The sequence below is a fragment of the bacterium genome (assembly GCA_035454885.1).
In the GTDB taxonomy this organism is placed as follows: Bacteria; UBA10199; UBA10199; order JACPAL01.
In genome coordinates, this window is the sequence record DATIGE010000015.1 from 1 (window position 1) to 11,549 (window position 11,549).

The 11,549-nt window shown below is 61.5% G+C and carries 15 protein-coding genes; 9 read left to right on the forward strand and 6 right to left on the reverse strand.

All coding sequences use genetic code 11. From position 1 onward, the window contains the following. Positions 1-14 precede the first annotated feature (14 nt). The 9 genes from gspG (at position 15) to VLJ37_03305 (ending at position 8,152) form a co-directional block, all read left to right on the forward strand. The gene (gspG, locus tag VLJ37_03265) at positions 15-536 is read left to right on the forward strand and encodes a type II secretion system major pseudopilin GspG (protein HSA58684.1); all 522 of its coding nucleotides are present in this window, start codon (positions 15-17) and stop codon (positions 534-536) included. Further along, complete coding sequence (locus tag VLJ37_03270; protein ID HSA58685.1) at positions 490-1,197, forward strand: prepilin-type N-terminal cleavage/methylation domain-containing protein; 708 nt, start codon at positions 490-492, stop codon at positions 1,195-1,197. Before gspG ends, VLJ37_03270 begins: the two co-directional genes overlap by 47 nt. Then, complete coding sequence (locus VLJ37_03275; GenBank protein HSA58686.1) at positions 1,184-1,672, forward strand: prepilin-type N-terminal cleavage/methylation domain-containing protein; 489 nt, start codon at positions 1,184-1,186, stop codon at positions 1,670-1,672. Before VLJ37_03270 ends, VLJ37_03275 begins: the two co-directional genes overlap by 14 nt. Positions 1,673-1,675: 3 nt before the next feature. Beyond that, positions 1,676-2,359, forward strand: a complete 684-nt coding sequence (locus VLJ37_03280) for a type II secretion system protein GspJ (protein HSA58687.1) — start codon at positions 1,676-1,678, stop codon at positions 2,357-2,359. A gap of 1 nt (position 2,360) precedes the next feature. Then, a complete protein-coding gene (locus tag VLJ37_03285; GenBank protein ID HSA58688.1) occupies positions 2,361-3,632 on the forward strand; it encodes a hypothetical protein in 1,272 nt (423 codons plus the stop codon). Positions 3,633-3,648: 16 nt separating this feature from the next. Next, entirely contained in the window at positions 3,649-5,268 is a 1,620-nt protein-coding gene (gene pilM / locus VLJ37_03290) for a pilus assembly protein PilM (GenBank protein ID HSA58689.1), read from the forward strand. A 1-nt stretch (position 5,269) separates the two neighbouring features. Next, entirely contained in the window at positions 5,270-5,854 is a 585-nt protein-coding gene (locus VLJ37_03295; protein HSA58690.1) for a hypothetical protein, read from the forward strand. A gap of 22 nt (positions 5,855-5,876) precedes the next feature. Continuing rightward, the gene (gspN, locus tag VLJ37_03300; GenBank protein HSA58691.1) at positions 5,877-6,782 is read left to right on the forward strand and encodes a type II secretion system protein GspN; all 906 of its coding nucleotides are present in this window, start codon (positions 5,877-5,879) and stop codon (positions 6,780-6,782) included. 95 nt (positions 6,783-6,877) lie between these two features. Then, a complete protein-coding gene (locus VLJ37_03305) occupies positions 6,878-8,152 on the forward strand; it encodes a sigma 54-interacting transcriptional regulator (GenBank protein HSA58692.1) in 1,275 nt (424 codons plus the stop codon). Here VLJ37_03305 and VLJ37_03310 read toward each other — a convergent pair. Genes VLJ37_03310 through VLJ37_03335 form a run of 6 tightly spaced genes read right to left on the reverse strand, consistent with a single transcriptional unit; the run spans position 8,149 to position 11,507 of the window. After that, on the reverse strand, positions 8,149-8,358 hold the full coding sequence (locus VLJ37_03310) for a cold-shock protein (GenBank protein HSA58693.1): 210 nt from the start codon (positions 8,356-8,358) through the stop codon (positions 8,149-8,151). The genes VLJ37_03305 and VLJ37_03310 overlap by 4 nt on opposite strands. Positions 8,359-8,373: 15 nt before the next feature. Then, complete coding sequence (locus VLJ37_03315) at positions 8,374-8,634, reverse strand: septum formation initiator family protein (protein ID HSA58694.1); 261 nt, start codon at positions 8,632-8,634, stop codon at positions 8,374-8,376. Then, on the reverse strand, positions 8,631-9,668 hold the full coding sequence (gene ruvB, locus VLJ37_03320) for a Holliday junction branch migration DNA helicase RuvB (GenBank protein ID HSA58695.1): 1,038 nt from the start codon (positions 9,666-9,668) through the stop codon (positions 8,631-8,633). Before ruvB ends, VLJ37_03315 begins: the two co-directional genes overlap by 4 nt. Further along, positions 9,665-10,267 (reverse strand): Holliday junction branch migration protein RuvA, encoded by a 603-nt coding sequence (ruvA, locus tag VLJ37_03325; GenBank protein HSA58696.1) that lies wholly within the window; start codon positions 10,265-10,267, stop codon positions 9,665-9,667. Before ruvA ends, ruvB begins: the two co-directional genes overlap by 4 nt. Next, complete coding sequence (gene ruvC / locus VLJ37_03330) at positions 10,264-10,749, reverse strand: crossover junction endodeoxyribonuclease RuvC (protein HSA58697.1); 486 nt, start codon at positions 10,747-10,749, stop codon at positions 10,264-10,266. Before ruvC ends, ruvA begins: the two co-directional genes overlap by 4 nt. Continuing rightward, positions 10,749-11,507, reverse strand: coding sequence for a YebC/PmpR family DNA-binding transcriptional regulator (locus tag VLJ37_03335; GenBank protein HSA58698.1), 759 nt, complete (start codon positions 11,505-11,507; stop codon positions 10,749-10,751). Before VLJ37_03335 ends, ruvC begins: the two co-directional genes overlap by 1 nt. Positions 11,508-11,549: the final 42 nt, after the last annotated feature.

Below are 11,549 nucleotides of genomic sequence, written 5' to 3' on the forward strand. Positions count from 1 at the left end.
AGGGGGAATCACAAATGCTGAAGAAAATTCTGACCGCGCCGCTTCGCGGCATAAGAGTCCGTAAGCCGCACTCTGTTTGGCAACGGACTCTAAACAACCGCGGCATGACCTTGATCGAAATCATGGTCGTCGTGACGATTCTTGGAATCATCGCGACCTTGGTGACAGTCAACGTCATCGGCCGTCTCGACCAGGCCAAGGTCTCGGCCGCAAAGACCCAGATCAAGAACCTCGAGACCGCCCTGGACGAGTTCCGGCGCGACAACGGTTTTTACCCGCAGACCGAGCAGGGGTTGAAGGCCCTGGTGGAAAAGCCCTCCACGGGCCGCATTCCGAACAGCTACCCCAAGGGGGGCTACATCAAGGGCAACGCCGTCCCCAAGGATCCGTGGAGCTGCGAATTCCTCTATTACAGCCCGGGATCGCACGGGAATCCGTATGAGATCACCTCGTACGGCGCCGATTGCCAGGAGGGGGGCGAGGATACGGATGAGGACATCAACTCCTGGGAGATCGGCGTCGAGAAAACGGAATAGCCTTCTCTCAAACTCCGGGCTCACGCTCATCGAAATTCTGGTCGCGATGGCCATCGTCGGTCTGATCATCGGCGTCTCGGCCACGGGGCTCCGCTCGGTCTTCAACGTGAACATGAAGAGCGCGGCGGGCAAGCTCGCGGGAACCCTCCGCTACCTTTCCAACAAGGCGGTGACCGACCACCGGTACATCCGCGTTCTCTATGACCTGGAGGCCCAGTCTTACAGCGTGGAGGAATGCACGGAACCCGTCGTCGTCTCCGTCGAGGACGAAGAGACGCAGGCGGAAAAGGACAAGAAAGAGGAGGCGAAGCCGGCCCCCGAGGAAGGTGAAGGAGCCGACGCGGCGGCAGGTGACGAAGGAGCGGCCAAGACCGCCGACTCCTGCGCCCCGTCCGAGTCATCACTCTTGAAGCCCGTCAAACTCCCGTCCGGCGTCCTCTTCAAGGATGTGTCCGTTTCCTACCTCAAATGGAAGAAGGAAAAGGGCCGGATCTACACCTATTTCTTCCCGGATGGCTACGCCACGCCGACCCTGATCAATTTCAAGGACGAGGAGGACGAAAACCACTATGCGGTCGAGGTCGAGGCGTTCTCCGGCAAGGTCCGCGTGGCGTCCGAGTATCGGGAGCATTTTTCGGAGTGGAGAAGTGAGGACAAGTAAAAGCAACCACAGCGCCGGCTTTACGCTCCTCGAGGTGATGGTGGCCATTGCCATCCTCGCCGTTTCGCTTCTCGCCATCTACAGCCTTCAGAGCACGTCGCTCTTGGGCTCGGCTCGGGCCCAGAGAATCTCGGTGTGCACGCAGCTGGCCCGCCTCAAGATGGACCAGGCCCTGATCGAGATCGAGGCCGGGATCGCCAAGGGGGAGTTCCCCGAGGAGAAAGAGGAGGCCGGGACGTTCGAGGAGGACAAATACCCGGACTACGGCTGGCGCCTGAAGATCAAGAAGGTGGAGATTCCCGTGCCGCCCGCGCCGGAAGGCGTGAGCGCGGACATCATGACCCAGGTGTTCACGATGGTCTCCGAGCAGCTCTCCCAGGCGACGCGCGAGGTGAAACTCACCATCGTCTGGCGCGGCGAGGACGACGAGGAAGAGGAAGGCATCACGCTCACGACCCACGTCGTGAAGATGTAGATTATGAATCAAAAAGGCTTCACGCTGATCGAAGTCCTCATCGCGGTCGTCCTGCTCGCGATCATCTCCTTTCTCGTCTATCAGTCGATGGGCGCGATGGTGGGGTCCAAGGAACGCTTCGAGACGCGGGAGGACGCCTACCGGAGCGCCAACGTTTTCATGGACCGGTTGACGCGCGAGCTCGCGACGGCGGTCCTCTACGGCAACGTCGAGCTCCTGGGCGTTTCGCCCAACGGCGAGCAGTCCTCCAAGAGCGTCTTTTCGGCGGAGAACAACGGCGACCAGGACAAGCTCACGTTCGACACCCTCTCTCACACGCGCTACTTGAAGGACGCCAAGGAGTCCGACCTGGCCGAGGTGACGTACTTTCTGGAAACCCAAGAAGACGGCGACGGTCTCTACGCCGTCAAGCGCCGTCTCAAGTGCCCGTTGGACGCCGAGCCCGGGGAAAAGGGGCAGGTAACCGTGCTGATGACCGGGGTGAAGGAACTCAACTTCCGTTATTACGACGCGGCCAAGACCGAATATAAGGACGAATGGGACACGACGAAGCTGGACTTCGCCAACCGCCTGCCGCGCGCGGTGGAGATCACGCTGGTGCTTCAGGACCCGGTGGATGAGGACAACTCGCTCCGGTTCATGACGGTTGCCTTGCTCGAAATGTCTCCCGGTCCCAACGATTTTTAACATGTTCAAGGTGATCAAAAACGAACGCGGTGTCGCCCTCATGATGGTCTTGGGGGCCCTCTTGATCCTGACGACCTTGGTCGTGGAGTTCGCCTACAACTCTCACGTGGGCTACGACCTCGCCGCCTCGCAGAGGGATCGGCTCAAGGCCTACTACCTGGCCCGTTCGGGCTACAACCTGGCGCGTCTTGAGCTCAAGTTTGAGAAGGACATCCGGGCCCGGTACGCGAGCCTGCTCAAGAATCTCAAGGGTTCGGGCGTTACCGCGGACCCGCTGTGCAAGCAGATTCCGCTCTCCACGGGCCTTCTCAAGGGGTTGTCCTCGGGCGCCTTGCCGGGGCTGGCGGGCGGAGAAACCACCGGCGAGGGCGAAGGGGCGGAAAAAAAGGAGACGCCGCCGCCCGAGGACGAGGACAAGCCCAAGTTCAAGGAGACGGGGGAGGCCGTCTCGGGGTCCGAGGAATTCCTGAACTTCGACGGCGACTTCGCCGTCGATTGCGACACGGAGGAGCGCAAGCTCAATCTGAACGTCTTTCGGGCCGATCCTCTCGGGACCGTGACTGGCGCGGCGCCGCCGCCCGAGGGAACCCTCACGCCTTATGACCTTCAAAAGGAGCTGCTCTTTTCCCTTCTCTCCCAGAAGGAGTACGAATCGATCTTTGAAGGCAAACCCGATGAGATCCGCAAGGTCGTCAATTCCGTCGCCGACTGGGCCGACCGCGACGACCGGATCAACGAGTCCCCGGGCATTTCCGGAGGATCCGAGGAGTCCGAGTACGACGGGCTGGGTTACAAGCCCAAGAACGGAAAATACACCACCATTGCGGAGCTTCTGCTGGTCCACGGCGTCGGGGACGATCTCTTCAAGCTCCTGGCCCCGCAGGTGACCGTTTACGGCGACAACAAGATCAACGTCTGCCAGGCCTCCGATGAGATGATCCGTGCCTTCGTCCTCAGGTTCATCACCGCGACCCCCGGCATGGCGCCCATCAGTCTCAATGACGACGAGAAGTGGAACGCGGTGATCGAGGCCGTCCACTTCGCCTGCAGCGAACCTTCTCCCCAGCCGGCGGCGGTTGCGGCGGCCATTGCGCCCGTCATCGGCGCCCCCACTCCCGCGGCCTTGGCCGCCCAGATTACGACGACCAACCGTTTTTACCGCATCGAGGCGACCGGGATGGCCGGTGAGAGTGAGGCCAAGATCGTCGCCGTCATCGACGCCTCGCAACCCAATCCTAACCTATGGAAAACACTTTATTTTCGGGTCGAATAGGCGTATGATTTTTTAGATGTCTCAGACCATCCTTGGCATCGACGTGGGCAGTTACTCCATCAAGGTCGCCGAGATCGAGCGCACCCTCAAGGAGTTCCATCTCGTCGGGTTTTTCGAGCAACCCCTCGTCAACGCCGAGGCCCTCGGCCGGGAGGGGGCCGTCGCGCAGGCCCTCGGGCGGCTTTTTGAGGAATACAACCTTTCGTCCCAGGCGGCCTATACGGCCTTGCCCGGTCAGGTGACGTCCCACCGTGCGATCGACCTTCCATTCGCGGATTTCAAAAAAGTCGACCAAACCATCGAGTTCGAGATGGAGAACTACGTGCCCCTCCCGCTGGAGGAGCTGCTCATCGACTACGAGTTCCTCAAGAGTTCCAAGACCGGCTCGACCGTCCTGGTGAGTTACGCCAAGGCGAGCGATTTCATCAAGTTCCTGAATACGATGACCGGAGCGGACATCGATCCCCGTTTCGTGGGCAGCGAGCCGGTGGAGCTCGCCAACGTCATGAAACTGGGCGTGCTTCAGCCGGAGGGCGCCTATGCCCTCGTGGACCTGGGGCACGAGAAGACCAACATCCTCATCTTCGTGGGAGGCAAGCTCCAGTTCGCGCGGACCGTCATGGTGGGCGGGCGAGACCTGACGCGCGCCATCGCCGAGTCCCTCAACATCCCTCAGGCCGAGGCGGAGCGGATGAAGATCGAGGTGGGCCAGATCGGCCCCGAGGTGGAGGGGGCGGATCAGACTACCCGCAACGTGGCCGAGGCGATGAAGGGTCCCTTGAACGAAATTCTTCTGCATTTGAAACAGACCTTCATGGCGTTTCAAGAGAACAAGCAGGAAGTGGTGCAGGCCCTCATTCTCTGCGGAGGCACGTCCCGGCTCCCGGGCATCGACCAATATCTCTCCGGCAAGCTCCGTATGAACGTGAGCTTTCTCGACTGCCTCGATTTTCCGTTCAATCATCTTGCGGACTCCAATTGGTGCCGTCCCATCGCGGCCTCGGCGCTTGGGCTTGCCTACCGCGGCGTGACCGGTTCGGGCATCCGGGACATCCAATTCCGGCGGGGGGAGTTCGCCTACAAGGGCGAGGTCAAGGAGTATGTCGGTCTCGTCAAGCAGGCGGCTGTCCTCCTGGGCGTCGTCCTTTTCTTCGCGCTCGGCAGTTTCGTGGCGAGCTACGGCGCGCTCAAAGGGCGGGTGAAGGGCTCGACGGCGCAGGTCGTGGCGCTTTCCTCCCAGGCCCTGCCCGAGCTGCCCAAGAAGTCGCAGGGTAATCCCACAGCCATCCTTTCCAGCCTTACTGGAAAGATCACCGAGGCCCAGGAAAAAAAGAAAAAGATCGAGGAGGAGACCGCCCTATCCGTCCTGGACGTCCTCCGGGAATTCTCCGCCACGCTTCCGCCGCGCGAGGTCCTTGTTCTGGACGTGGACGATTTCACCATCGCCGCCAGGCGCATCCGCCTGCAAGGTCGGGTGGCTTCCTTCGAGGCGGTGGACCAGATCAAGGAGGCGCTGGCGAAGTCGAAGATGTTCAAGAACGTCGCGACCGAGAACGTCAAGAAGGGGCCCAAGGGGGAGATCCGTTTCGGCCTCTCCATCGAGCTCGCCGGCGGCGAGACCGAGGAGGGGGCGTAACATGGCTCTCAAGACTCGCTATTCGCCGCTTCAGCACTTCTCGCTCGACAACGTTTTGACGGCCTTCGGGGAACTCTCGCCGCCGAAAAAATTTCTGGCCCTCGCGGCGGTCGCGGCCCTGCTGGCCCTGATCCTCTTCCTTCCGCTTTCGCTGCTTTCCGGAAAGGTCTCCTCTCTCAAGAAGGACATTACCTCCGCCCAGAAGGGCGCCACCCAGGTGGCGGACAAGATCGCCGAATACCGGCGCATCAAGGCGGAGGCGGACGCATTGGAAGGACGTTTCGGCCGTGCGGGGGGCTCGCTCACCACGCGCATCGAGAGTATCGCGAAGCAGAGCGACCTCACGGTGGACCAGGTGAAGGAGAAGGCGCCGACGGAGACGGATTATCTCGAGATCAACTCGCTGGAGGTGAAGCTCTCCAACGTGGGACTGACGGCCCTGCTCGAATTCCTCTACAATCTCGAGAACGACAAGTCCTCCCCCATGCGAATCCGGAGGATCCAGATCAAGCCCAAAGGCAACAACCGGCAGATCCTGGACGTTTCCTTTGAAGTGGCGACGTTTGCGGTGAAAAAGGAAATATAAATCGAGCGAAAGCTACCTAAAGATGTCCAAGTTTCTTAAAATCCTCCTGTATCCGGTCGTTTTCTTCCTGAGCCTCGTCCTATTTTCCGTCCTGCTCTTTCCCTTCGACAGCGTGAAGAACCGGGCGGCGACGGAGATCGAAAACGCGATGGGCGGCGGCTACCAGGTGACGATCGGAAAATTATCGCCCTCTCTGCCCAGCGGGGCCGTGCTGAAGGACATCGAGATCCGGCCGAGGGGGAGCGCCGCGGCGGCGCCGATGAAGCTTTCGCAGGCCAAGGTCAAAGTGGGTCTTCTGGCGCTGCTGTCCGGCGGGTTGGAGGTCGACTTCGACGTGAAACCTCCGCAGGGGAGGGCCACGGGCGCCTTCATCCGCAAGGGCGGCGGGATGGAGATCGAAGCCAAATTGGACCGCTTCGACCTCGGCCTCATCTCCTTTCTGACCCAAAGGGCGGGAATTCCGGTGACGGGGACCGTCAGCGGTAACGTGAGCTTGGAAATGTACCCGCAAGACCCCCTCCGGAACACCGGATCGGCCGTCCTGCAGGTCTTGGACCTTGGGTTGGGGGAAATTTCGCTCGCCGAAGGGGCGTTCAAGGTTCCGGCCATGAAGCTCGCGCAGACGGGGGGCAATTCAAAGATTGATATCCAGGTCAGCCGCGGCAATTTGGAGGTGAAGTCGCTTCAGCTCGCGGGTGGCGACCTTGACTTGAACACGGACGGAAAGGTCTACGGGGCGCGCCGGGCGGACAACTACCGCTTCAACCTGAAGGGCTCCTTCAAACCGACTCCGGACTTCGCCCAAAAATTTCAGATCCTCGGCCTGGTCGAAAAGCAGAAGGCGGCCGATGGAAGCTATCCCTTCACGATCACCGGACGCGTCTCGAAGCCCAGCATCCGGATCGGCGAGTTCAAGTTGCCCATCTAGGTTTACACGGCCTGTAAAGTTGACGCCCGCAGCCCCGGAAATCCTTTGGATTTCACAAGACATGCCCTGGCACGCGGGTTGAATCCCTGCCGGGCATGACGACACTTCATTTTTTCCGTTTGGACCGCGAGGTCCTCAAATATCCCTTCCCCGCCGAGGTCCTCCGGATTGGGAGGCACCCGGCCAACGACCTCACGCTCCCGGACGAGGAGATTTCACGCTTTCACCTGACGATCGAACGCCGGGACGGGACCTTCTGGGTCGTCGACAGGAGCCGGAACGGGACAACGGTGAACGGGCGCCGCGTGCGCGAGGCCCCGCTCAAGAACGGAGACCGCATCGGTCTCGGGTCTTGGGCCGTCGTCTTCGGGGACGATTCCGGTTGGGGGGACGGCGAGACCGTGGCCCGCGGGCGCGCGAGCGGGTGCCAGGCATCCCTCTGCGGGATGATGGGCGCGAGCGGCGCGATGCTTCGCGTCTTTGAAAAGATCCGGAAGGCCGCTCCGACGTCGGCGACCGTCCTCATCCTGGGCGAAACGGGGTCGGGCAAGGAGCTGGCGGCGCGGGCCGTCCATGATCTTTCGACCCGATGCCGCCGCCCCTTCGTTCCCTTGAACTGCGGGGCCATTTCCCCCCAGCTCATCGAAAGCGAGCTCTTCGGCCACGAAAAGGGGGCCTTCACGGGGGCCTTGAACCGTCACCCGGGCGCCTTTGAGCAGGCTCAGGGAGGCACACTGTTCCTGGACGAGGTCGGAGAGTTGCCGCTGGAGCTGCAGCCCAAGCTTCTTCGGGTCTTGGAGGACCGGCGTTTCCGGCGCGTGGGGGGGACGCAGGAGATCGAGGCCGACGTCCGCGTCGTCGCCGCGACCCATCGCTCTCTGGAGGCCCACGTGCGCCAGGGTAAATTCCGGGAAGACCTCTATTTCCGTCTCTATTCGGTGCCCATCGCCTTGCCTCCCTTGAGGGAACGACGGGAGGATATCGCACTGCTGGCCGCCCATTTTCTGGCGGCGCTTCAAGAGGGTTTGGCGCCGGCGGACCAGAAGACGCTCTCGCCGGAGGCCGTCGCGGCCCTCTCCTCCCATTCTTGGAAGGGAAACGTACGCGAGCTCAAAAACGTCCTCATGCGCTCGGTCCTCTTCGCCCCCGGTGAGTCGATCTCCGCGAAGGACCTCCTTTTTCTCAGCTCCGAGGAGTCCCTGGATAAGCCTGCCGACATCCTCAAGGATGCCGAGCGGGAGGCCATCCTCAAAGCCCTGCGCGAGCACGGCTGGAACAAGAGGCGCACGGCGGAGACGCTGGGTGTCGCCAAGTCGACGCTGTTTCAGAAGATTCGGGTCTTTGGAATCAAGGACGAGGAATCGACCTAGGCCTTTACGACATTGGCGGCCTGGGGCCCCTTGGCGCCTTCGACGATTTCGAAGAGGACTTCCTGGCCTTCGCGGAGGTTCTTGAAGCCCTCGCCTTGGATGGCGGAATAGTGAACGAAAACGTCCGGTCCGTTGTCCTGCTCGATGAAGCCGTAACCCTTGGAGTCGTTAAACCACTTCACGCGGCCTTTTCTTTGCTCGGGCATGACGGGGGGGCTCCTTTACCTGGGTTCGATGAATTCGTAGAGCGTTTCGCCCTCGCGGGCGTAGCCCATTTCGTTGCGGATGAAACGTTCGAGATATTTTGGATCCCGGAGGTCCTCGATTTCATGACGGATCTTGTCGTTCTGAAGGGCGACGAGGCGGTTCTGTTCCTCGATTGAGGCCCCGACCCGCCGGAGCTGGTAGAGTCTCACCCAGCCCTCGTTGCCGAACGAGACCAGGAGGCTTAAGACCGCGATGAAGAACAGCAACCTTTTCACAAGAGTTTTTCCTGCCGGGAGGCCTTCATGGGGCGTCCCAAGTGTTCGTAGGCCAGGTCCGTCGCCGTCCGCCCCCGGGGCGTCTTCTGGAGATAGCCGCACTGAAGCAGATAGGGCTCGTAGACGTCTTCCAGCGTGTCGCGCTCCTCGCTCAAGGCGGCCGACAGGGTCTCCACGCCGACGGGACCTCCGGCGAACTTGTCGATGATGGTGGATAAAATCTTCCGGTCCATCATGTCAAAACCCTTTTCGTCCACCTCGAGAAGGGCGAGGGCCTCTTGGGCCGTCTTCCGGTCGATCTTCCCATGGGCCCGGACCTGAGCGTAATCGCGGACGCGCCGGAGCAGCCGGTTGGTGATCCTGGGCGTGCCCCGCGAACGGGAGGCGATCTCCAGAGTGCCTTCGCGCTCGACCGGAATGCCCAGGAGTTTGGAGGAACGGAAGGCGATCTCCGCCAGTTCCTCCGGCGTGTAAAAATCGAGGCGGCAGGTGATGCCGAACCGGTCGCGCAAGGGCGAGGTGAGGAGTCCCGCGCGCGTCGTCGCGCCCACGAGGGTGAAACGCGGCAGGTCCAGCTTGATCGTCTTGGCCGATGGGCCCTGGCCCACCAAGATGTCCAGCTTGAAGTCCTCCATGGCGGGGTAGAGGATTTCTTCCACGATGTGACTCATGCGGTGGATTTCGTCGATGAACAGGACGTCGTGCGGTTCGAGGTTCGTGAGGATGGCCGCCAGGTCGCCGGGGCGCTCGATGACGGGGCCGGAGGTGGACTTGATGTTCACACCCAGTTCGTTCGCGATGACGTAGGCGAGCGAGGTCTTGCCCAGCCCCGGAGGGCCGTAGAAGAGGCAATGGTCCAGGGCTTCCTTCCGTTTGCGGGTCGCCTCGACGAAGAGGGCGAGCTTCTCCTTGACGCTCGTTTGGCCGTAGTAGTCGGCGAAGGTCTTGGGACGCAGCGAGGCGTCGAACGCCGCTTCGTCCTCCTGGGTGGCGGGGGAGATGGAACGGGCTGCCGTCTCCGCGTTGTCTTTCATGTGAGAGCCTTGTCCGAGAGAATTTTCAAAGCCTTACGAAGGATTTGTTCCAGAGGCGCTCCCTCGGTCAGAGGGACGTGAGAGAGGGTTTTCTCCGCCACGGCCCGGTTGTAGCCCAGATTGACCAGGGCGGAGGTCGCCTCCTCGATCAGTCCTCGGGGTCCCGCCGGAACCTTGAGCCGATCCTCCGTCAGCAGCTCCTTCAGCTTGTCCTTCAGATCCAGGATCATCCGTTCGGCCGTCTTCTTGCCGATGCCGGAGATGGCCGTGAGCCGCGCCAGGTCCTCCCGGTGGAGGGCATCGATGAGATCCGTCGGGGCGATGCCCGAGAGGATGGTGAGCGCAAGCTTGGGTCCGATGCCGTTGACGCCGATGAGTTTGAGAAAGACCTTTTTCTCCGACTCCTCGATGAAGCCGAAGAGGGCGATGTCGTCCTCGCGGACCGCGGTGTGGACGAAGAGAAAGACGCGATCCCCGGCTCCCGGCAGGCGAGCGAAGGTGTTGAGGGAGACGGCGACCTTGTAGCCGACGCCGCCGACGTCCACGACGACGGAGTCCATCGACTTTTGCGCGAGAATTCCGTTCAAGGAGGCGATCATCCCACCACCGCCTTCAGCCTGTAGGATTGAAGATGGCAGATCGCGACGGCCAGGGCGTCCGAGGCGTCCTCCTGGGCGACTTGCGGAAGTCCCAGCACGCTCTTGACCATCTTCTGCACCTGATCCTTGGAGGCCTGTCCAAAACCCGTGATCGCCTGCTTCACCTCGCGGGTCGCGTATTCGAAGACCGGGATGCGGGCCTGAACGGCCGCGAGCAGGGCGACGCCCCGCGCCTCGCCCAGCTTGATGGAACTCGCCGCGTTCTTGGCGAAGAAGACCTCCTCGACCGCCGCCGCGTCGGGTTTGTACCGCGCCAGCATCTCCAAGAGCCCGGAATAGATTTGTTCCAGCCGGTAGGGGATTGGGTCGGCGGGGCGCAGGATCAGGCACCCGTTGTCGACGTGCAGAAAAGAGGAGCCTCGTTTTTCGACGACACCGTAACCGGTGATGCGCGAGCCTGGATCAATGCCGAGGATGCGCATTAGGCGACCATCTTGCTCAGGCGTTCCATTTCTTCCTTGGGTATGTCGAAGTTTGCGTAGACGTTCTGGACGTCGTCATGGTCCTCGAGGGCTTCCATGAGCTTGAGCATCTTCTCGGCCTCCGCCCCGGTGATCTTGATGGAGTTTTGAGGAACCATCGTGACCTCCGCGGAAACCGGCTTGAGGCCCTTGTCCTCCAGACCCTTCCTGACCTTCTCGAACGAGGCCGGATCGGTCAGGACGTCCCAGGTGTCTTCCTCCTCCTTGATGTCCTCAGCCCCCACTTCCAGGGCGGTCTCCATCAAGGCGTCCTCGGTGACCTGGCCCTTGTTGAATTGGATGAACCCCTTTTTGTGGAAGACCCAGGCCACGCAGCCGGCCTCGCCCATGTTGCCGCCGTTTTTGGAAAACACATTGCGGATTTCCGAAACCGTCCTGTTCTTGTTGTCGGTGAGGATGTTCAGCATCACCGCCACGCCGCCGGGACCGTACCCCTCCAGCGACTGCTCTTCGTACGTGGCGCCCTCAAGCTCGCCCGTGCCCTTTTTGATGGCGCGGGTGACGTTGTCCTGCGGCATGTTGGCCTGTTTGGCCTTGTCCATGACCGTGCGGAGGCGGGGGTTGCCGTTCGGGTCGCCGCCGCCTTCACGCGCCGCGACCGTCAGTTCGCGGATGATCTTGGTGAAGATCTTGCCGCGCTTGGCGTCCTCGGCGCCTTTTTTGCGTTTAATCGTGGCCCATTTGGAATGACCGGACAAGGCGAACTCCTTGTTTTTGGTTGAATGAGTCCCTTATGCCGA